This window comes from Streptomyces sp. ISL-98, assembly GCF_018614055.1.
GTDB lineage: Bacteria > Actinomycetota > Actinomycetes > Streptomycetales > Streptomycetaceae > Streptomyces > Streptomyces spiramyceticus.
On sequence record NZ_JAGGPB010000028.1, the window covers coordinates 125,757 to 146,887 of the forward strand.

14 protein-coding genes are annotated in these 21,131 nt (G+C 68.9%); 8 read left to right on the forward strand and 6 right to left on the reverse strand.

Annotation, left to right across the window (positions count from 1 at the left end; translation table 11 throughout):
• The first annotated feature begins 11 nt into the window (after positions 1-11).
• The 4 genes from J7I98_RS20395 (at position 12) to J7I98_RS20410 (ending at position 5,901) form a co-directional block, all read left to right on the forward strand.
• Complete coding sequence (locus J7I98_RS20395; RefSeq protein WP_214922259.1) at positions 12-1,367, forward strand: carbohydrate ABC transporter permease; 1,356 nt, start codon at positions 12-14, stop codon at positions 1,365-1,367.
• Positions 1,364-2,266, forward strand: a complete 903-nt coding sequence (locus tag J7I98_RS20400) for a carbohydrate ABC transporter permease (protein WP_214922260.1) — start codon at positions 1,364-1,366, stop codon at positions 2,264-2,266. The genes J7I98_RS20395 and J7I98_RS20400 overlap by 4 nt, the downstream gene beginning before the upstream one ends.
• A 160-nt stretch (positions 2,267-2,426) precedes the next feature.
• Positions 2,427-4,667, forward strand: coding sequence for a bifunctional glycosyltransferase family 2 protein/CDP-glycerol:glycerophosphate glycerophosphotransferase (locus J7I98_RS20405; RefSeq protein WP_214922262.1), 2,241 nt, complete (start codon positions 2,427-2,429; stop codon positions 4,665-4,667).
• Between the two features lie 19 nt (positions 4,668-4,686).
• Complete coding sequence (locus tag J7I98_RS20410) at positions 4,687-5,901, forward strand: glycosyltransferase 87 family protein (protein WP_214922264.1); 1,215 nt, start codon at positions 4,687-4,689, stop codon at positions 5,899-5,901.
• A gap of 115 nt (positions 5,902-6,016) precedes the next feature.
• Here the strand turns inward: J7I98_RS20410 and J7I98_RS20415 are convergent, their stop codons facing one another.
• Positions 6,017-10,987: an NAD-glutamate dehydrogenase gene (locus J7I98_RS20415; protein ID WP_214922266.1), complete on the reverse strand. Its 4,971-nt coding sequence runs from the start codon at positions 10,985-10,987 to the stop codon at positions 6,017-6,019.
• A gap of 492 nt (positions 10,988-11,479) precedes the next feature.
• On the opposite strand from J7I98_RS20415, the gene J7I98_RS20420 reads away from it, so the two are divergent.
• Entirely contained in the window at positions 11,480-12,046 is a 567-nt protein-coding gene (locus J7I98_RS20420; protein WP_214922268.1) for a DJ-1/PfpI family protein, read from the forward strand.
• Positions 12,047-12,249: 203 nt separating this feature from the next.
• Here J7I98_RS20420 and J7I98_RS20425 read toward each other — a convergent pair whose 3' ends face one another.
• Together J7I98_RS20425 and J7I98_RS20430 are read right to left on the reverse strand one after the other, a co-directional pair.
• Positions 12,250-12,915 carry an HAD family hydrolase gene (locus tag J7I98_RS20425; protein ID WP_214922271.1) on the reverse strand — a complete coding sequence of 222 codons (666 nt, stop codon included), beginning with the start codon at positions 12,913-12,915 and terminating at the stop codon, positions 12,250-12,252.
• Between the two features lie 65 nt (positions 12,916-12,980).
• Entirely contained in the window at positions 12,981-13,487 is a 507-nt protein-coding gene (locus tag J7I98_RS20430) for a hypothetical protein (RefSeq protein WP_214922273.1), read from the reverse strand.
• A 278-nt stretch (positions 13,488-13,765) separates the two neighbouring features.
• Here J7I98_RS20430 and J7I98_RS20435 point away from each other — a divergent pair, with 278 nt between their 5' ends.
• Complete coding sequence (locus J7I98_RS20435; protein ID WP_214922275.1) at positions 13,766-14,218, forward strand: Rv3235 family protein; 453 nt, start codon at positions 13,766-13,768, stop codon at positions 14,216-14,218.
• A gap of 137 nt (positions 14,219-14,355) precedes the next feature.
• On the opposite strand, the gene secA is transcribed toward J7I98_RS20435, so the two are convergent.
• A complete protein-coding gene (secA, locus tag J7I98_RS20440) occupies positions 14,356-17,190 on the reverse strand; it encodes a preprotein translocase subunit SecA (RefSeq protein WP_214922277.1) in 2,835 nt (944 codons plus the stop codon).
• A gap of 241 nt (positions 17,191-17,431) precedes the next feature.
• On the opposite strand from secA, the gene J7I98_RS20445 reads away from it, so the two are divergent.
• Both J7I98_RS20445 and J7I98_RS20450 read left to right on the forward strand, forming a co-directional pair.
• Positions 17,432-18,016, forward strand: coding sequence for a GNAT family N-acetyltransferase (locus J7I98_RS20445; RefSeq protein WP_214922279.1), 585 nt, complete (start codon positions 17,432-17,434; stop codon positions 18,014-18,016).
• A gap of 50 nt (positions 18,017-18,066) precedes the next feature.
• Positions 18,067-19,239, forward strand: a complete 1,173-nt coding sequence (locus J7I98_RS20450) for a winged helix-turn-helix domain-containing protein (RefSeq protein ID WP_214922281.1) — start codon at positions 18,067-18,069, stop codon at positions 19,237-19,239.
• Between the two features lie 33 nt (positions 19,240-19,272).
• Here the strand turns inward: J7I98_RS20450 and J7I98_RS20455 are convergent, their stop codons facing one another.
• Together J7I98_RS20455 and hpf are read right to left on the reverse strand one after the other, a co-directional pair.
• Positions 19,273-20,034, reverse strand: a complete 762-nt coding sequence (locus J7I98_RS20455; protein WP_214922283.1) for a response regulator transcription factor — start codon at positions 20,032-20,034, stop codon at positions 19,273-19,275.
• Positions 20,035-20,255: 221 nt separating this feature from the next.
• The gene (gene hpf / locus J7I98_RS20460) at positions 20,256-20,945 is read right to left on the reverse strand and encodes a ribosome hibernation-promoting factor, HPF/YfiA family (protein WP_214922285.1); all 690 of its coding nucleotides are present in this window, start codon (positions 20,943-20,945) and stop codon (positions 20,256-20,258) included.
• Positions 20,946-21,131 lie beyond the last annotated feature (186 nt).

Sequence of the window (21,131 nt, forward strand, 5' to 3'; positions counted from 1 at the left end):
GGGTTGACGCGATGACGTCAGCGACCGCGGGGGGCGGGGCGAAGGTGCCGCCGCCCCCCGACGCCAGCGGTACACGCAAGAGCGTGACAGGCACACGTAAATCCATAGCGGTCGGCTTCCTGCTGCCCGCGCTGGTGCTGCTCGGCGCGCTCGTGGTCTACCCGATCGGGTACTCGGTCTACCGGAGCTTCTTCGACAAGTCGGGCGACAGCTTCGCCGGACTCGACAACTTCGTCGAGATCTTCACCGACGACACCATCCTTACGGCCGTCAAGAACAACGCGATCTGGGTGGTCGTCGCCCCCACCGTCTCGACCGCACTCGGCCTGATATTCGCCGTACTCACCGAACGCATCCGCTGGGGTACGGCCTTCAAGCTGCTGGTCTTCATGCCGATGGCGATCTCGATGCTCGCGGCGGGCATCATCTTCCGCCTGGTGTACGAGCAGGATCCCGAGCGCGGGGTCGCGAACGCCGTTGCGGTGAGCGTCCATGACACCTTCTCCGAAGCGGCCGGTTTCACCAAGGCACGCCCCCTGCCGATTCATCCGCTGAAGGCGGGCGGCGGCGGGTCCTTCGTCACCAAGTTGACGGTCTCGGCGGGCGAGCCGGTGCTGCTGCCGCTGGTCGGCGTCCCGCCCGCGAAGATGCCGGGCGACGCGAAGAAGGCGGCGCCCGCCCCCACCGAGGCGGACAAAGTCACCGGCACCGCCTGGCTTGACTTCACGAAGGGCGGCGGCGGCAAGCCCAACACCATCGACTCCACAGAGCTGGGCCTCAAGGGCATCAAGATCGAGGCGGTCAAGGACGGCAAGGTCGTCGATTCGGCCAAGGCCGGCGCCGACGGTACGTTCACGCTCTCCGCGGAGGCCGACGGCGCCCAGCTCCGCTTCCCCGCGTCGAACTTCAAGGAGCCGTACAACGGTGTCGACTGGCTCGGCCCGAGCCTGGTGACACCGGCCATCATCGGGAGTTACGTCTGGATGTGGGCGGGCTTCGCGATGGTGCTGATCGCGGCGGGGCTCGCGGGCCTGCCGCGCGAGCTGCTGGAGGCGGCCCGGGTCGACGGCGCCAACGAATGGCAGGTCTTCCGCCGCGTCACCGTGCCGCTGCTCGCGCCCGTACTGGCGGTGGTACTGGTCACGCTGATGATCAATGTGCTGAAGATCTTCGACCTGGTGTTCATCATCGCCCCGGGTTCATCTCAGGACGACGCGAATGTGCTGGCGCTCCAGCTCTACCGCTCGTCGTTCGGTACGGACGCCGACCCGGGCATCGGCAGCGCGATCGCCGTACTCCTGCTGCTGCTCGTCGTCCCGGTGATGCTCTTCAATATCCGGCGGATGCGACGGGAGGCCCGACGGTGACCACCACGACCACTCCGACCACCACGGGCGCAGAAGCGGTCAAGGCCAAGCAGTCCCTCCCGGCGCGGATCGCTGCGCGCGCGGGCGGCGGCGCGGTGCGGGTCTTTCTCATCGTGGTCGCGCTGTTCTGGCTGATGCCGACGATCGGGCTGCTGGTCTCCTCGCTGCGCGATTCCACCGACATCGCCGAGTCGGGCTGGTGGGAGGTCTTCTCGGCCCCCTCCCAGCTCACCGTCGACAACTACTCCAGCCTCCTCGACAACAACATCATCATCGACTCCCTGTTCAGCACGATCATGATCACCGTCCCGGCGACCGTCCTGGTCGTGGTGATCGGCTCACTCGCCGGATACGCCTTCGCCTGGATGGACTTCCCGGGCCGCGACTGGTGGTTCCTGGTCGTCGTCGGCCTGCTGGTCGTCCCGGTGCAGGTCGCCCTGGTCCCGGTGTCCGAACTCTTCGGCAAGATCGGCATTTTCGAGACCACCGCGGGCGTGGTGCTCTTCCATGTCGCCTTCGGCCTGCCCTTCGCGATCTTCCTGCTGCGCAACTTCTTCGCGGAGATCCCCAGGGAGCTCCTGGAAGCGGCGCGGCTCGACGGGGCGGGCGAGATCCGGCTGTTCACGCGTGTCGTAATGCCACTCGGCGGCCCGGCCATCGCCTCGCTCGGCATCTTCCAGTTCCTCTGGGTCTGGAACGACATGCTGGTCGCGCTGATTTTCGCCGACTCGGCCAATCCGCCGATCACGGTGGCTCTTCAGCGGCAGGTACGGCAGTTCGGCAACAACATCGACATCCTGGCGCCCGGCGCCTTCATCTCGATGGTGATCCCGCTCATCGTGTTCTTCGCGTTCCAGCGGCAGTTCGTGTCCGGCGTGATGGCGGGCGCGGTGAAGTAGAGCAGAAGCAGAGCAACCAGCACCGAGCGGCGGTCCGGCGCCCCCGTAGCCGGACCGCCGCCGCGTGCTTCGAGTTCCCCCGTATGCCACGTCTGGCGTAACCAACCCGCTCGGTCGGCCGTTCCGGGGCCATCTGCCCGCGTCGACTCCAGGGAGTCCCGTGCCCCGGTTCAGCGTCATCGTGCCCGCGTACAAGGTGCAGGCTTACCTCGAAGAGTGCATGGATTCGGTGCTGGCACAGCGTTACGACGACCTCGAACTGATCGCGGTGGACGACTGCTCGCCCGACGACTGCGGCGCGATCATCGACGAGTTCGCAGCGCGCGACCGGCGGGTCCTCCCCGTACACCTGGGGGAAAACACCGGTCCGGGGCCCGCGCGCAACGCGGGCGTCACGAAGGCGACCGGCGACTACCTGATCTTCCTCGACGGCGACGACACCCTTGTCCCCGGCGCTCTCCAGGCCATCGCCGACCGCCTCAAGGAGACGGGCTGCCCGGACGTCCTGGTGTACGACTTCGCCCGTACGCACTGGTCGGGCGAGGCCGTGCGCAATGAACTCGCCGACCGGCTCACCGAGCAGGGCCCCGCCTCCTTCGAACTCGACGCCATGCCGGGCCTGCTGGAGATCCTTCCGGTGGCCTGGAACAAGGCGTACCACCGCGAATTTGTGGAGAGCGAGGGCCTCGCCTTCCCGCCCGGTCGCCACGAGAGCACACCCTGGACCTACCCGGCGCTGATGGCCGCCGCCTCGATCGCCGTACTCGACGAGGTCTGTGTGCACCACCGGCAGCGGCGCCGGGGCAGTGCTCCCGCCCCGACCGGCCGGGGGCACTTCGACATCTTCGGCCAGTACGACCGGGTCTTCGGCTTCATCGACTCCCGCCCCGAACTGGCTCGCTGGCGCCCGGTGATCTTCCGGCGGATGGCCGACCACCTCACTGCCCCGGACACCCCTCGGCTCCGGCTCCCGGCGGGCAGCCACGCGGAGTTCTTCCGCCGGGCGCGCGCCCACTACCGCCGCTACCGGACCCCCGGCGCCGCCCCGCGCCCCGGCGCACGCCTGCGGCACGCGATGGTGCGGCTCGGCAGCCACCGCACGTACCTCACGCTACGGACCGCCAGCCGCCTGTATTCCACGCTGCGGCGCGGGTCCCGTGCCGTCCGCCGCGTCGTACGCGCCGCCGCCCTGCGTCTCCACTACCGTGTCCAGCTGCGCCTGCCGTTGCGCCCGGGGCAGGCGGTCTTCTCCGCGTACGGGCACGGCGGTTACGCCTGCAATCCGGCCGCGATCGAGGAGCAGGTGCGCGAACTCGCCCCGCACATCCGGACCTTCTGGATCGCCGACCTCCAGCACCACCACACCGTCCCCACCGGCACCCGCCGCCTCAGGCCCGGCACGTTCGCCCATCGGACGGCGCTCGCCCGCGCCAAGTACCTGGTGGACAACACCGGCTTCGACCCGCGCCTGACCAAGCGCCCCGGTCAGGTCCTGCTCCAGACCCAGCACGGCACCCCGCTCAAGTCGATGGGCCTCGACCTCCAGGACCACCCGGCGGCCGCCCGCTCCACGGACTTCGCCCGCCTCCTCGACGACGTCGACAAGTGGGACTACTGCCTCTCCGCCAACCGCCACTCCTCCAAGGTCTGGGAGCGGGCGTACCCCTCGGGCTACAACACGCTCGAATACGGCCATCCGCGCAACGACGTGTTCCAGCGCGCCACCGCCACCGATGTCGCGCGCCTGCGCGAGACGCTCTCCGTCCCCAAGGGCAGCACCTGCGTCCTGTACGCACCGACCCACCGCGACTACAGCCGCACCCAGCGCCTCTCGCTCGATCTCGAACGGATCTCCCGCGAACTCGGCCCCCGTTTCGTCATCCTGACCCGTGCCCACCACTCCTACAACGCCCCACTGTCCCGCCCGAGTTCCGCCCGCACGTCCCGGATCATCGACGTCTCCGACCACCACTCGGTCGAGACCCTCTGCCTCGCCGCCGACGCGCTCATCACCGACTACTCGTCCCTGATGTTCGACTACGCCGTCCTCGACCGCCCGATCGTCATCCACACCGACGACTGGGACGCCTACGACGCGGCCCGCGGCACCTACTTCGACCTGCGCGAATTCCCGCCGGGCGCGATCGCCCGTACCGAGGACGAGCTGATCGGCATCTTCGCCGGCGGCCACTGGCGCGGCTCCCGCTCCGCCCAGTTGCGGGCCGCGTTCCGGGCGCGCTTCTGCGCGTACGACGACGGCCGGGCGGCCGAGCGCGTAGTGCGCCATGTGTTCCTGAACGAAACCCCCGGACTGCCGCCCGTCGTCCCGCTGGAGGACCGCACCCCGGCTCCCTGGGCCGCGCCGCTGCAGAGCGAAATGAACGCCGTAGTCATGACATAGCTGATTAAAGTTCGCGTTGATGACGACGCAGCAGATCGCGGCCCGCACCTCGAACACCGTCCCAGGCGCGCGCGCCCTCGGCGTCGTCTGGCTCACCACCCGCCTTGGCATGTTCGCCCTGCTCGTGCTGCCCTCCGGCGCTCTCTTCGACGCGCCGGACATCGGCGGCGAGGTGTACCAGATCTACTACGGCTGGTACGAGCAGCTCACCCGGGGCGCCTTCCCGTTCGACGACGTCATGTGGCAGTACCCGCCCGGCGCCGGACTGGTGATCCTCATGCCCGCCGCCCTCCCCTGGCTGACCTACTTCCAGGCGTTCGTCGCCCTCACCCTCGCCGCCGACGCACTCGTCGCCCGGGCACTCGCACGGGCCGGCGCCGCAGGCCACGGGCGCAGCGCGGCCGGCGCGTGGATGTGGGTGTGCGCGCTGCCACTGCTCCTCCACCTCCCGCTCGTCCGGTACGACGTCCAGGCCACCGCCATCGCCGTACTGGCCCTCCTGGCGCTCCACCGCCGCCCGAGCCTCGGCGGTGCGCTCGCCGGGCTCGGTGCGATGGTGAAGGTGTGGCCGGTGCTCACGCTGCTCGGCGCTCCCCGGGGTCGTACGACCAGGGAGGCATGGGCGGCCGCCGCCGCCAGTGCGGCGGTGCTGCTCGCCGTGCTCACCCTCGCCTTCTCGCACACCCTGGACTTCCTGCGGCAGCAGGTCGGCAGGGGTGTGCAGATCGAGTCGATGGCCGGGACCGTGCTCTCGCTCGCGCGCCGGGCGGGCTGGTCCGGCAGGGTCGAATACCGGTACGGCTCCATGGAGTTCACCGGCCCGTATGTCCCGGCGCTCGTCCACGCATCGCTGTTCTTCACCGCCGCGGCCTTGTGCTGGCTGCTGCTGTGGCGGGTCAGGGCCCGCCGCTGGACGGCCGCGACCCCCTTCGACGCCGCGCTGACCGCCGTACTCCTGTTCACCGTGACCAGCCGGGTGATCAGTCCCCAGTACCTGATCTGGCTGCTGGGGCTGGCCGCCGTCTGCCTCACCTCGCGCGCCACCACCCAGCGCCCGGTCGCGGCACTGCTGCTGCCCGCGGCCGCCGTCAGCGCGCTCGCCTATCCGGTGCTGTACGGGGATGTCGTCATGGGCACACCGCTGGGCTGCGCGATCATGGTCGTACGCAACGGTCTGCTGCTCGGCGCGGCCCTGCTGGCCTGCCGCAGGCTCTGGACGGCTTCCGGAGCGTAAACCCGGCGCGTGAACACCGGCGCGTGAGCAAGGGCGTAAAACAGGGGCGCCCGGCACCGAAACCCGGTGCCGGGCGCCCCCTTCTACGTACCGTTCCTCTACGTACCGCTGAGGATCAGACGCGCGTACGCAGCATCGTCCGCATCGTCCGCATCGCCACCGACAGGTTCGCCAGGTCGAACGCGTCCGAGCCCTGGATCTCCTCCAGCGTGGTCCGCGCGCGGCTCAGGATCGCCGCGTTCTTCCCCTCCCACGCCTTGAAGCGCTGCTCCGGCGTCGAGGCCCCGTTGCCGACGGACAGCACGTCCTGCGTCAGACCGGCGTGTGCCGCGTACAGGTCCTCGCGGATGGAGGCACGGGCCATGGACTGCCAGCGGTCGGCCCGCGGCAGCTCGATGATCCGGTCCATCAGCTGGGTGATGGAGAGGCGGTCGGCGAGGTCGTAGTACACCTCGGCGACATCCATCGGAGCCTTGTCTGTGCGCTCCGCGATCGCGACGATGTCGAGCGCCGGGAAGGCCGACGAGAACCCGGCCACCCGCAGCGCGAGGTCCTCCGGAACACCCGCCTCCGTCAGCTCGTCCAGGATGCTCTGGTACCACTCCAGGTCCGCGCCGCGCACCAGCTTCGGCAGCTCGTCCCAGACCCGCGCCACACCCTGGCCGAAGAAGGCGATGGTCTCGCCGAGCTCCAGCGGCTGCGGCCGGTTGCCCAGCAGCCAGCGCGTGCCGCGCTCGACGAGGCGGCGCGAGTGCAGCCGGATCCGGGTCTGGACGTCGGCCGGGACCTTGTTGTCGAGCGCCTCGACGGCGTCCCAGACCTGGCTGAGTCCGAAGATCTCGCGGGCCGCGAACTGCGCCCGTACGATCTCCTCGATCGACGCCCCGGTCTCCTCCCGCAGACGGTGCAGGAAGGTCGAACCACCGGTGTTCACGGTGTCGTTGACCAGCACCGTCGTGACGATCTCACGACGCAGCGCGTGCGCGTCGATCTGCTCGCCGAACTTCTCGCGCAGCGCCTGGGGGAAGTACGCGTGCAGCAGGCTCCGCAGGTGCGGGTCGTCCGGCAGGCTCGTCTTGATCAGCTCGTCCGCCACCGTGATCTTGGTGTAGGCGAGCAGGACGGCGAGCTCGGGCTGGCTCATGCCCCGGCCGGTGTTCAGCAGCTCGCGGATCTGCCGGTCGGTGGGCAGGAATTCGAGAGCGCGGTCCAGGTGCCCGTCGCGCTCCAGCTTGCGCATGAAGCGCTGGTGGGCGTGGAGCAGCGAGGGCGACTGGGTGACGGCGTTGGCCAGGGCCACGTTCTGCGCGTAGTTGTTGCGCAGCACCAGCATGCCGACCTCGTCGGTCATCGTGGCGAGCAGCTTGTTGCGCTGCTTGACGGTCATGTCTCCGTCGGCCACGAGCGCGTTGAGCAGGATCTTGATGTTCACCTCGTGGTCGGAGGTGTCCACACCGGCGCTGTTGTCGATGGCGTCGGTGTTGATCCGGCCGCCTTCACCGCCGGCGCCGCGGCGCGCGAACTCGATGCGGCCGAGCTGGGTCGCGCCCAGGTTGCCGCCCTCGCCGACGACCTTGACCCGCAGGTCCTCGCCGTTGACGCGGATCGCGTCGTTCGCCTTGTCGCCGACGTCGGCGTTCGACTCGACCGTCGACTTGACGTACGTACCGATGCCGCCGTTCCACAGCAGATCGACCGGCGCCTTGAGGATCGTCTTCATCAGATCGGCCGGGGTCATCTTGGTGATGCCCCGCTCGATGCCGAGAGCCTCGCGCATGTGCGCGTTGACCGGGATCGACTTGGCGGTACGCGGGTGGATGCCGCCGCCGGCGGACAGCAGCGTCTTGTCGTAGTCGGCCCAGGACGAGCGCGGCAGGTCGAAGAGACGGCGCCGCTCGGCGTACGAGACGGCAGCGTCCGGCGTCGGGTCGATGAAGATGTGCCGGTGGTCGAAGGCGGCGACGAGGCGGATGTTCTCGGAGAGCAGCATGCCGTTGCCGAAGACGTCGCCGGACATGTCGCCGACGCCGACGACCGTGAAGTCCTCGGTCTGGGTGTCGTGGCCGAGCTCGCGGAAGTGCCGCTTGACGGATTCCCACGCGCCGCGGGCCGTGATGCCCATGCCCTTGTGGTCGTAGCCGACCGAGCCGCCGGACGCGAAGGCGTCGCCGAGCCAGAAGTTGTAGGCGATCGCGATCTCGTTGGCGATGTCGGAGAAGGTCGCGGTGCCCTTGTCGGCGGCGACGACGAGGTACGTGTCGTCGCCGTCGTGCCGTACGACCTCCCTCGGCGGCACGACCTCGCCCGCCACCATGTTGTCGGTGATGTCGAGCAGCGCCGAGATGAAGGTCTTGTACGAGGCGATGCCCTCGGCCATCCACGCGTCACGGTCGACGGACGGATCCGGGAGGTTCTTCGCGACGAAGCCGCCCTTGGCACCGACCGGCACGATGACGGTGTTCTTCACCATCTGCGCCTTGACCAGGCCGAGCACCTCGGTACGGAAGTCCTCACGACGGTCGGACCAGCGCAGACCACCGCGGGCGACCTTGCCGAAGCGCAGGTGGACGCCTTCGACGCGCGGCGAGTAGACCCAGATCTCGTACGCCGGGCGGGGCGCGGGGAGGTCGGGGATGGCCTGCGGGTCGAACTTCATCGAGACGTAGCCGTGCGGCTCGCCGTTCTCCGCCGTCTGGAAGAAGCTGGTGCGCAGCGTCGCCTTGATGACGGTCAGGAAGGACCGCAGGATGCGGTCCTCGTCGAGCGAGGCGACCTGGTCGAGCGCCCCGTCGAGCTCCTCCAGGAGCCCGTCGGTCAGCTCGGTGCCGGCCCGCTGCCGCTCCGGCGACATCCGTGCCTCGAAGAGGCTCACCAGCAGCCGGGTGGTGTGGACGTTGTTGCGGAGGGTGTCCTCCATGTAGTCCTGGCTGAAGGTCGAACCGGCCTGGCGCAGGTACTTGGCGTACGCGCGCAGCACCATCGCCTGCCGCCAGTCCAGACCGGCGCTCAGGACCAGGGCGTTGAAGCCGTCGTTCTCGGCCTGCCCGGTCCACACGGCGACGAAGGCGTCCTGGAAACGGTCACGCGCGTCGTCCGCCAGGTAGCCGCCGTTGCTGGTCGGCTTGGGCATGCGCAGCCCGAAGTCGTAGATCCACGCGTGTGTACGGTCCGCGCAGCGCAGCTCGTACGGGCGCTCGTCGACGACCTCGACGCCGAGGCGCTGGAGGACGGGCAGGACGGCGGAGAGGGAGACCTGCTCGCCGATCCGGTAGATCTTGAAGCGGCGCTCGTTGGGTGCGGCGCCGACCGGCTCGTACAGCGAGAGCGCGAAGTCCTTGCGGCCCTTCGTCAGGTGCTCCAGGTGGACCAGGTCGGCGACGGCGGCACGCGGCGAGTGGTCGGCCTTGTAGCCCTCGGGGAAGGCGTGACCGTACCTGCGCAGCAGCTCGGCGGCACGCTCCTCGCCGCACTCGGCGTTCAGCGCCTCGGCGAAACCGTCGGCCCAGGAGCGGGCGGCCTCGACCAGGCGGGCCTCGATGCGCTCGGTGTCGGCGTCGGTGAGGTGGGGCAGCTCGGTGCCGGGCGGGACGCGGACGACGAAGTGCAGGCGGGAGAGGATCGACTCGGTGTTCCAGGCGGTGAAGTCGACGCTGATGCCGCCGAGCTCCTCCTTGAGGATGTCGATCAGGCGCAGCCGGACGCCGGTGGTGTAGCGGTCGCGGGGCAGGTAGACGATGGCGGAGTAGTAGCGGCCGTACTCGTCCTGTCGCAGGTACAGCCGCAGGCGGCGCCGTTCCTGGAGGTAGAGCACGCTCGTCACGATGGACGTCAGCTGGTCGACGGGCGTCTGGAAGAGCTCGTCGCGCGGGTACGTCTCCAGGATCTGGAGCAGGTCGCGGCCGTCGTGGCTGTTGGGCGAGAAGCCCGCTTTGTCGAGGACCTCGGCGACCTTGCGGCGGATGACGGGGACGCGGCGTACGGACTCGGTGTACGCGGCCGAGGAGAACAGTCCCAGGAAGCGCCGCTCGCCGATGACATTGCCCTCGGCGTCGAACCTCTTCACGCCGACGTAGTCGAGGTAGCTCGGCCGGTGCACGGTCGAGCGGCTGTTGGCCTTCGTCAGTACGAGCAGCTTGTGCTCGCGGGCCTTGGCGCGGGCGTCGGCGGGCAGCCGGCTGAAGGACGGCGATACGGGGTGGGCGTGCGCGTCGTCGCCGCTGTGGTGCGGGTCGGAGCGGAGGATGCCGAGGCCGGTGCCGGGGACTGCGGCGAGCGCGTCGCCGTTGACGAGGTCGTACTCGCGGTAGCCGAGGAAGGTGAAGTGGTCGGCGGACAGCCAGCGCAGCAGCTCGCGGGCCTCGTCGACCTCCTGGTCGCGCAGGTCGTCGGCAGCGGGCTCGCTCGGCAGCTCGTCGGCGATGCGCAGCGCGGCGTCGCGCATCTTCTCCCAGTCCTCGACGGCCTCGCGGACGTCGGACAGGACGCGGAGCAGATCGGCGGTGATCTGCTTGAGGTCGGAGCGGTCGGTCTCGCGGTCGAACTCGACGTGGATCCAGGATTCGATGACCGCGTCGTGCGGCAGCTTCTTCGTGCCGGCCGCCGAGCCCGCATTTTCGGCGGTGAGGACCTCGATCAGCTTGCCGGTGACATCGCGGCGTACGACGACCTGCGGGTGGATCACGGCATGGATGCCGCGGCCCTGGCGGGACAGTTCATTGGTGACGGAGTCGACCAGGAACGGCATGTCGTCCGTGACGACCTCGACGACGGAGTGGCTGCAGGTCCAGCCGTTCTCCTCGACCGTCGGCGTGTGGACGCGCACATTGGCCGTGCCCTGGGGGCGGTTTTCCGCCAGCCGGTAGTGCGAGAGGGCCGCGCCGAACACGTCGACCGGGTCGCGGTCGGCCAGGTCTTCGGGTGCCGTGTGCAGGTAGTAGCGCTGGAGGTACGCGAGGGTCGTGTCCCTGTCGGGAGCCCCTGCCCTCGTGGACCCAGTCGAAGGTTGCCCCCCGGCCGGGCTGTGCTCAGCTACCCGGGCCGCCCGTGCGAGCAGCTCGGCCTTGGCTTCGTCCAGCTTGGTCTGCATGTCCTCTGGCTCCTGTCGCGCGCCGTTGCGTGACGTAGGTGAAGAAGGTGACACAACGCCACGACGCGGGGTATCCGGTCGATGTTGACGTTATGCCGCGATGAGAGATACCCGTGACGTTTTTGGCCATATTGGCTATTTTTGGCACCAGGTCAGGGTTTCGGGGACCAGCGACCGCCCGGGCACGGTAGTGCTCCGGGCGCATGGCGGGGGCTTCACTGCCCCCGAGGCCTATCGCGCTGATCACGGGACCCAGGCTATCGCCCCGTACCGGGGGGCCGTCATGTCCGGATGGTGTACAAAACCAGCCTCGAAGTTTGACAGTCTGGACAGCGACGAGCGCGGCAAGCGTGAGAACCGGCGAGGCAGCCGCTCCGCAACGGCCCGGCGCCCACCGAAACCGTCCGCCAAATCCGGCCGCGCGTGCTTGGCAAACCTGCGATGCGGATGCACGTTGACCGGGACAGCAAAGGCCGAGAGGAGCGAGTAGCCATGGTGGCGAAGATCCTGATCGTGACCGGCGACGCGGCAGAGTCGCTGGAGGTCCTTTACCCGTACCAACGTCTGCGCGAGGAGGGGTACGAGGTCCATATCGCGGCCCCCACCCGCAAGACGCTCCAGTTCGTAGTCCACGACTTCGAGCCCGGCTTCGACACGTACACCGAAAAGCCCGGCTACACCTTGCCCGCCGACGTCGCCTTCTCGGAAGTCGACGCGGGCGAGTACGCCGCCCTGGTGATCCCCGGCGGACGCGCCCCCGAGTACCTGCGCAACGACGGGGAGCTCCGCAAGATCCTCAAGGCCTTCTTCGACTCGGACAAACCGGTGGCCCAGATCTGCCACGGACCGCTGCTGACGGCAGCCATCGACGGCCTGGTGGGCCGGCGGGTCACGGCGTACCCGGCCCTGGAACTCGACATGCAGGCCGCCGGGGCGACCTTCCACGACGCGGAGGCAGTGGTCGACGGCACCCTGGTATCAGCCCGAGCCTGGCCGGACCATCCGGCCTGGATGCGCGAATTCCTCAAGGTGCTACGAACGAAGGCACCGGTGACCTGAGGGGGCTTGGGAAGCAGGGATGTATGGGCCGCCCGGGCTGAGGCGCGGGCGGCTCAGGTCTGGGGGGTCTGGGGACTTGCCCCCAGTTACGGGAAGGGGCGGGGTGAGGCAAATGCCCGCCGCGCCCCGACCCCGCGCACAGCACCCGCGCCGGTCAGCAGCCAGTGAACGCCCCTGTGGACAGCCCTCTCACCCCATTCACCTCACCCCGTAAGCCACTCGGCCACCACCACCGCTTCCTCCAGCGTGTCCACCACCGGTACCCCCGCCTGCTCCAGGCTGGCTCTGCTGTGCGAACCCCCCGTATAAAGCACCGCCCGCGCTCCGACATGCGCCGCCGCCACCGCGTCGTCGACCGCGTCACCGATCACGACCACCCGATCCGAGGCGACGCCGCCCAGCGCCGCGACGTGGCGGGTCATGTGCGCGGCCTTGCTGCCGCCCGAAGGGCCGGTCCGGCCGTCGATGCGTATGAAATGCCGCTCGATTCCGTAGCCCCGTACCACCGGGAGCAGCTGCTCATGCCCGTACATGCTCAGCAACGACTGACTGCGGCCCCCGGACTGCCACTCCAGCAGCAGGTCCTCCACGCCCTGGGTGAGCCCGCACGCCACCCGCCGCTCCGTGTAGTGCCGGTGGAAGGCCTCGTCCATGACGACCCACTCCGCATCCGTCGGCAGCCGCCCCATGAGCCGCTCGTAGAAGCGCGGTATGGGTACGCAGTACAGCTCCTGGTAGCGCGCGAGCGTAATCGGCTCAAGGCCGATCTCCGCGAACGCGGCGTTCGTCGCGCCGATGACCGCACTGATGTCGTCGAGCAGCGTGCCGTTCCAGTCCCAGACCAGATGCGTCGTCGTGTGCTTCACCATGCAAAGACGGTACCCATCCGCTCTGACAACCCAGTCCGCTCAGCCCGCACAGCCTGCTCAGGCCATCAGCCGATCAGGTTCGGGATCTCCTGCACGCCGAACCACAGCAGCTCGTGGTCCTCCGCCCCGTCCACCGTGAACTGCGCGTCGTCGTCCCCGTGGTCCGCCGCCCCCAGCGCCGCGGCCGCCGCCGTCACATCGGCCTCCGCGTCGTCCGCGTCGACGTGCACCGCCGCCGCCTTCTTCAGCAGTACGGCGTCCGCGATCCGCACCTCGCCGATCCCGGCGGCATCGAGTCCGCGGTCCGGGTCGGCGACCGCCTGCCCGTCCGCCACGTCGACGGCGACGACGACCCGGCGCCGCGCGGCCCCGGGGTCCCCGGCCAGCAGCCGCAGCGACGCGGCCGCGGCCCGGTTGAGTGCCGCGTACTCCAGCTCCTCTATGTCGTCCGAGACGTACCACTCGCGCAGACCGGGCGTAACGGCGTATGCGGTCAGCGGGCCGGGGCCGAGCTCGCCCGCTTTGTGCGCCTCAGCGAGACCAGGAAGGGTCAGGGGTACGTAGACGCGCATCGCAAGCCGCTTTCGTAGTCGGAAGACGGACTCAAGGATACGTACGGAGTCCCCTATCGGGGTGGTGGTCCCCACCCCGCGCGACGTCCACCTGAAGGGGGCGCGCGACGCCCCACGCCGCCCCTGGCCGACCCCCGGTCACCCTGATAGGTGAATTCACCGGCCGCCACCCGGAGCGGCCACTGCGTCTTGCCGCCGCCCACCCGCCCCCGTAAAAGATCACCAGCAGAAGTTACTACCCGGTATCAACGCCGGGCACGCAGAGCGGGGGCAGCAGGATGAGCAAGGACAGGACCAGGCCGCAGGGACGCCGGGACCAGCGCAGGCCGGGCACGCCCGCACCAGGGGCCGCAGCCGCACTCCGGCAGCGCCACCACCGCCCCACCCCGCACGAACAGTTCGCCGAGCGCCTGCTCGCCGTACTCAGCGGACGCCGCCCCGTGCACTGGATGCTCGGGCACACCATCGGTGAGGCGTACGAGCAGCTGGTCCAGCTCGCGCCCCGAACCCCGCTGAGGACCAGGGGCACGCTCCCCGTGGTACGCCGGTGCGGCGGCTTCCACCCCCGCCCCGGCGTGGTCGAGGCCTTCGCGAGCATCGCGGCCGGCGAGCAGGTGCGGGCGATGGCGTTCCGGCTGGAGCGCGGCCAGGACCTGCGCTGGCGATGCGCCGCAGTCGAAATCGGCGGCACCCCGTCGGGCACGACCGACGCGACCCGAGCCCGGGCATAGAAACGGCCGGGGCCGGACACCATTCAGGTGCCCGGCCCCGGCCGACAAAGCCCGTCGTACAGACCTGCACAGGCCTGTACAGACCTGCCAGGCCTGGCAGGTCCGTAATGCCACAGACCTGCCAGGACGGATGCGTGCTACTTCTTGCGGCGGCGGCTGCCACCCTTCTGCGCCTTGCGCCGCTCGGCGCGGGTCATCCCGTCCGACGCGGACCGCGCAGGCCCGTCACCGTTCTCGAAGTCGCCCTCGACGACACCGCCCTCGCCGTCCACCGTGGGAGCGGAGAAGTGCAGCCGGTCGGGCCGCTGCGGAGCGTCGAGCCCCTTCGCCCGGATCTCCGGACGGGCCGCACCCGCCGGCACCGCGTCTTCCTTCGCGAGCGACGGCTTGGCGGCCCCGGCCCGATCGGCCACAGCCTGCACCGGAACTTCCTCGACCTGCTGCTCGACCTGGACCTCCAGGTTGAACAGGTAACCGACGGACTCTTCCTTGATGCCGTCCATCATGGCGTTGAACATGTCGAAGCCCTCGCGCTGGTACTCGACCAGCGGGTCCTTCTGGGCCATCGCACGCAGGCCGATGCCCTCCTGGAGATAGTCCATCTCGTAGAGGTGCTCACGCCACTTGCGGTCCAGGACGGACAGCACCACGCGCCGCTCCAGCTCCCGCATGATCTCGGGGCCGAGCTGCGTCTCGCGCTCCGCGTACTGCTCGTGGATGTCGTCCTTGATGGACTCGGCGATGAACTCGGCGGTGATGCCCGCACGGTCGCCCGCCGCGTCCTCCAGCTCCTCGATCGTGACCTTCACCGGGTAGAGCTGCTTGAACGCGCCCCACAGCCGGTCGAGGTCCCACTCCTCGGCGAAGCCCTCGACGGTCTCCGCCTGGATGTACGCGTCAATGGTGTCGTCCATGAAGTGACGCACCTGCTCGTGCAGGTCCTCGCCCTCGAGCACCCGGCGCCGCTCGCCGTAGATGACCTCGCGCTGCCGGTTGAGCACCTCGTCGTACTTCAGGACGTTCTTGCGCGTCTCGAAGTTCTGCTGCTCGACCTGTGACTGGGCGGACGCGATCGCCCGCGTCACCATCTTGTTCTCGATCGGTACGTCGTCCGGCACATTCGCCATCGACATCACACGCTCGACCATCGCGGCCTTGAACAGGCGCATCAGGTCGTCGCCCAGCGACAGGTAGAAGCGGGACTCGCCCGGGTCGCCCTGACGGCCGGAACGACCGCGCAGCTGGTTGTCGATACGCCGCGACTCGTGCCGCTCCGTACCCAGCACGTAGAGCCCGCCGAGCGCCTTGACCTCTTCGAACTCGGCCTTGACGGCCAGCTCGGCCTTCTCCAGCGCGGCGGGCAGCGCAGCAGCCCACTCCTCGATGTGCTCCTCCGGGTCGAGGCCGCGCTGGCGCAGCTCCGCCTCGGCGAGGTCGTCCGGGTTGCCGCCGAGCTTGATGTCCGTACCGCGGCCGGCCATGTTCGTGGCGACGGTGACGGCGCCCTTGCGACCGGCCTGGGCGACGATCGACGCCTCACGGTCGTGCTGCTTGGCGTTGAGGACCTCGTGCTGGACACCGCGCTTGGAGAGCTGCTGCGAGAGGTACTCGGACTTCTCGACCGAGGTGGTGCCGACCAGGATCGGCTGCCCCTTCTCGTGCTTCTCCGCGATGTCGTCGACGACCGCGGCGAACTTGGCGACCTCGGTGCGGTAGATCAGGTCGGACTGGTCGGCGCGGACCATCGGCCGGTTCGTCGGGATCGGCACGACGCCCAGCTTGTAGATCTGGTGGAACTCGGCGGCCTCGGTCATGGCCGTACCGGTCATGCCGGAGAGCTTGCCGTAGAGGCGGAAGAAGTTCTGCAGGGTGATCGTGGCGAGAGTCTGGTTCTCGTCCTTGATGTCCACCCCTTCCTTCGCCTCGATAGCCTGGTGCATGCCCTCGTTGTAGCGGCGGCCGGCGAGGATACGGCCGGTGTGCTCGTCGACGATCATGACTTCGCCGTCGATGACGACGTAGTCCTTGTCCTTCTTGAACAGTTCCTTGGCCTTGATGGCGTTGTTCAGGTAACCGACGAGCGGCGTGTTGACCGACTCGTAGAGATTGTCGATGCCGAGCCAGTCCTCGACCTTGGCGACACCGGGCTCGTGGATGGCGACGGTGCGCTTCTTCTCGTCGACCTCGTAGTCCCCGGTCTCCTCGATGCCCTTGAGCTGGTTGCCCGGCTCGCCCTTCTTGAGGCGGGTGACCAACTTGGCGAAGTCGCCGTACCACTTGGTGGCCTGGTCGGCCGGGCCAGAAATGATCAGCGGCGTCCGGGCCTCGTCGACCAGGATCGAGTCGACCTCGTCGACAATGGCGAAGTTGTGGCCGCGCTGGACAAGCTCGTCCTGGGACCACGCCATGTTGTCGCGCAGGTAGTCGAAGCCGAATTCGTTGTTCGTGCCGTACGTGATGTCGCAGTTGTACATCTCACGGCGCTGAGCGGGCGACATATTGGCAAGAATGCAGCCAACCTCGAGGCCGAGGAATTTGTGCACCCGGCCCATCATTTCGGAGTCTCGCTCGGCCAGGTAGTCGTTCACCGTGATCAGGTGGACGCCCTTGCCTGACAGCGCGTTCAGATAGGCGGGGAGCGTACCGACGAGGGTCTTGCCCTCACCGGTCTTCATCTCGGCGACATAACCGAGATGGAGGGCGGCGCCACCCATCATCTGGACGTCGTAATGGCGCTGACCGAGAACACGCTTGGCGGCCTCGCGAACGGTCGCGAAGGCCTCGGGGAGCAGGTCGTCCAGGCTCTCGCCGTCGGCGTACCGCTCCTTGTACTCATCGGTGAGCGCCCGCAACTCGGCGTCGGAGAGGGTGATGAAGTCCTCTTCGATGGAGTTGACCTGGTCCGCGATGCGGTGCAGTTTGCGCAGGATCTTGCCTTCGCCTGCACGCATGAGCTTGTTGAAGACGGACACTGAGGCTGGTCTCCTTGCCGGTCGGGCCTGTGCACTGGGTCGTGTATGGACGCTGGCGCGGGCACGGCAGGTGGGCCCCACCGCAACGGCCATCGTAAGCGAGGACCCCGCCACGCCGGGAGGTCCGCCGGTATGAAGGCCCACTGTCACCCGCAATGAGAACGGACAGGGAGCCCGGAAGGTGCCGGGCCATCCCAAAAAGGTCTGGCGCCCACGCACCTGCCGAGCCGAGAATCGGCCGATGGATCCCGTATTCCTTACCACCGAGCGTCTGCTGCTGCGCCCTTTCGAGCCGGCCGACACCGACGCCGTCTTTCTGGCCTGCCAGGACTCCGAGATCCAGCGCTGGACGACGATCCCCTCGCCGTACGAACTCGATCACGCCGACATGTTCGTCGCCCACATCGTGCCTGACGGCTGGCGTGACGACACCGTCTACAACTTCGCGGTGCTCACCCGCAGCGGCGGGGAGCTCGTGGCGGCGATGTCCGCGATCAGGCGCGGCGAGGGCAGAGCGGAGATCGGCTTCTGGGCGGCGAAGCCGCACCGCGGCCGCGGCTACGTCACGGAGGCGGCGGGGGCCGTCGCCCACTGGGCCTTCACCACGGCGGGCGTGGAACGCCTGGAGTGGCGGGCCGAGGTCGGCAACGGCGCGTCGCGCGCGGTGGCCGAGAAGACCGGCTTCGTGATCGAGGGCACGCAGCGCTCCGGCATCCTGAACAAGGGCGTCCGCCGCGACAGCTGGACCGGCGCGCTGCTGCCGTCCGACCTCGGACTGCCCGCCACGCATCAGTACCAGCCCGGCGAACCTGCCGACCGGGCGTGAATCCCGGCAGCTCAGGGCCTGTTGTCAGTGGCGGCACTTAGGCTGCGGACATGACCAGTCTGCTGCCGCCCACCAGCTCCCTGTCCGCCGACGAAGCCCGCAGGATCGCCCTGCGGGCCCAGGGATTCCTGGGCGCCCCGGACCGCCGGGGCGGGGTCCGCGGCGTGCTGCGGCACTTGGGCGCGGTACAGCTCGACACCATTTCCGTACTGGCCCGCTCGCACGAGCTGATTCCGTACGCCCGCCTCGGCGCTGTAGGCCGCAAAACGGTGGACGATGCCTACTGGACGGACAGCCACGCCTTCGAGTACTGGTCGCACGCCGCCTGCATCCTGCCCATCGAGGAGTGGCCGCACTTCGCCTTCCGCCGCCGCGCCTACCGCGACCGCCCGCACTGGCACCACGACCTCCCGGACGGCACGTACGACGCGGTGATCAAGCAGCTGCGCGCCGAAGGCCCGCTGACCGCCACCGAGTTGGGCGGCGCGAAGAACGGCGGGGAGTGGTGGGACTGGTCGGCTTCGAAGGTGGCCGTCGAGCGGGCGCTGATGTACGGCGAGGTGGTCTGCACCCAGCGGCGCAGCTGGAAGCGGGTCTACGACCTGGCCGAGCGCGCGGTGCCCGACGCCGTCTACCACGACGAGCTGGACGACACCGAGTGCCTGCGCCGCCTGGTCCGGCTGGCCGGGCAGTCCCTCGGCGTCGGCACCCGCGCCGATATCGCGGACTACCACCGGCTCAAGGGCGAGCAGGTCGACGCCGTGATCGCCGATTCAGGGCTGGTCCCGGTCGAGGTGGAGGGCTGGGCCAAGACGGCGTGGGCCGATCCCGAAGCGCTGGCAGCCGCACCGCGCGGCCGTCACCGCACGACGCTGCTGTCGCCCTTCGACTCGCTCATCTGGGACCGCCCGCGTACGGAGCGGATCTTCGGCTTTACGCACCGCCTGGAGGCCTACGTCCCCAAACCGAAGCGGATACACGGGTACTTCGCGATGCCGCTGCTGGCGGGCGGGCGGCTGCTGGGCCGCGTCGACCCGGCGCGCGAGGGCAAGACTCTGGTGGCACGCCAGGTCTCGCTGGAGAGCCGGAAGGCGGTCCGTCCGATGGCGGAGGCGCTGGTCGAGGCGGCGGAGTGGGTCGGCTGCAGCAACGTACGACTGGAGCGTGTCGACGCCCCCGAGCTGCGCGAGCCTCTGACGGCCGAACTGGCCCGCCTCGGCTGAGCCACCTCACCCGACCCGCTTACCCGACCGGCCTCATCTGATCTCGAGAATCTTCTCCCGCATCGCGTAGACCACGGCTTCCATCCTGGAGTGCAGCTGCAGCTTCTCCAGGATGTTCCGGACGTGGTTCTTCACGGTGTTCTCGGAGATGAACAACTCCTTGGCGATGTCACGGTTGTTCATCCCGGTCGCGACCAGCTTGAGGACCTCGAGCTCGCGCTCGGTCAAGCGCGGCGCGGGGACGAGTCTGCGCTCGTCGGTGCGCTGGATCATCGACTTGAACTCGGTGAGGAGCTTGGACGCCATCGACGGGCTGATCTGCGACTGGCCGTCCGCCACGGCACGGATCGCGGTGGCCACCTCGTCGGTCGAGATCTCCTTGAGGAGATATCCCGTGGCGCCGGCCTTGATCGCGTCGTAGAGGTCCGCCTCCTCGTCGCTGATCGTCAGCATGATGATCTTCGCACTGGGCGCGACTTCCTTGATCGAGGTGCATGCCTCGATGCCCCCGCGCTTGGGCATTCGTACGTCCATCAGCACGATGTCGGGCAGCAGGTCGGCCGCCTTGTCCACCGCCTCTGCCCCGTCACCGGCCTCCCCGACGACCTGGATGTCCTCTTCCTGCGCGAGAACGATTTCAAGCCCCCGGCGGAAAAGCGCGTGATCGTCGACGACGAGCACCCGGATGGGCTCCTTGCGCGACCCGCTGCCGTCCGTGCCGATACCGGCTACGCCGACACAGTCGGCGTCTTCCCCGTCGGTCTCGTCGTGCACCGGCCCGAAGCTGTCCGCCATCGTTCCTCCCCCTGAAGGCCGTGGCCCTAAATTCATGAGCTGTGCCAACCCCAGTCCGTAGAGCACCGATTGGCCTGCGACGCCATGATTTCATGCCCCGACGGCAGAGCGGTGACCTTCTGGTCGCACGATGGTGCCCCTGGGGGCGCACAGGCGCTCCAGGGGCACCACGACAAGTGGTACGGCGCGCTGGCCACGTTTGTTCAGCGCGTCCGGCGGGATCACCCGCCGAGTGCACCGCCCGCGCCGCCCACCTCTGACTCGGCGAGGGGGTCGGTCGTCAGGTGGATGACACCGTAGTCATAAGCGTGCCGCCGGTAGACGACACTGGGCTCCTTCGTCTCGGCGTCGACGAAGAGGTAGAAGTCGTGCCCGACGAGCTCCATCTCGTAGAGCGCCTGGTCGAGCGACATCGGTGCTGCGACGTGCGTCTTCTCGCGGACCACCAGCGGTCCCTCGCCCTGCACTTCGAGCGATCCGATCCTGGTGGTGGGGATGGTTGCGGGCGCCTCCTCGGCGACGAGCTGGCCGTTCCCGTTGAGGGGGGCCGCGCCCGGCACCGTCGCACCGACCGCGGCGGCCGGCAGGCGGCCGTTGCCACGGCGGGTGTGGCGCTTGTCGTGCTGCTTGCGCATCCGCGCCTCCAGCTTGCCCGTAGCCAGGTCCAGCGCTGCGTACGGGTCGCCGGCCGACGCCTCGGCCCGGATCACCGGGCCACGGGAGTGAAGCGTGATCTCCACACGGTCGGAACGGTCGGCCTGCCGCGGGTTGGGCTCCTTGGACACCTCGACGTCCAGGCTGATCACCTTGCCGTCGATCTTCTGGATCTTTTCCAGGTTCAGCTTCTCGGCCACGTGCTTGCGGAACCTCTCGGGCACCTCGGTCTTGCGGCCCTTGACGACGATGTCCACGCAGAACTCCGTTCCCGGATCACTCCGCTTCAGCGGCGGAGCATCTCCCTCTTGCACCAGGTTCCAGTGAGCACCGGAACCTCGGACTTGGCGACTTTCACCTCCTCCTCCCCAGTCGACAAGATCCCCACCCCATCGACTTCGGGCTGAAGGGAAAAGCCCGAAGCACAGCCGTCCAATAAGTGA

Coding starts and splice junctions, on each gene's coding strand:
- J7I98_RS20455 (WP_214922283.1), bottom strand. CDS start 20,034: ATGGCGGACAGCTTCGGGCCGGTGCACGACGAGACCGACGGGGAAGAC.
- J7I98_RS20430 (WP_214922273.1), bottom strand. CDS start 13,487: ATGCGCGTCTACGTACCCCTGACCCTTCCTGGTCTCGCTGAGGCGCAC.
- J7I98_RS20450 (WP_214922281.1), top strand. CDS start 18,067: ATGACCAGTCTGCTGCCGCCCACCAGCTCCCTGTCCGCCGACGAAGCC.
- J7I98_RS20410 (WP_214922264.1), top strand. CDS start 4,687: ATGACGACGCAGCAGATCGCGGCCCGCACCTCGAACACCGTCCCAGGC.
- J7I98_RS20415 (WP_214922266.1), bottom strand. CDS start 10,987: ATGCAGACCAAGCTGGACGAAGCCAAGGCCGAGCTGCTCGCACGGGCG.
- J7I98_RS20395 (WP_214922259.1), top strand. CDS start 12: ATGACGTCAGCGACCGCGGGGGGCGGGGCGAAGGTGCCGCCGCCCCCC.
- J7I98_RS20425 (WP_214922271.1), bottom strand. CDS start 12,915: ATGGTGAAGCACACGACGACGCATCTGGTCTGGGACTGGAACGGCACG.
- J7I98_RS20435 (WP_214922275.1), top strand. CDS start 13,766: ATGAGCAAGGACAGGACCAGGCCGCAGGGACGCCGGGACCAGCGCAGG.
- J7I98_RS20445 (WP_214922279.1), top strand. CDS start 17,432: ATGGATCCCGTATTCCTTACCACCGAGCGTCTGCTGCTGCGCCCTTTC.
- J7I98_RS20420 (WP_214922268.1), top strand. CDS start 11,480: ATGGTGGCGAAGATCCTGATCGTGACCGGCGACGCGGCAGAGTCGCTG.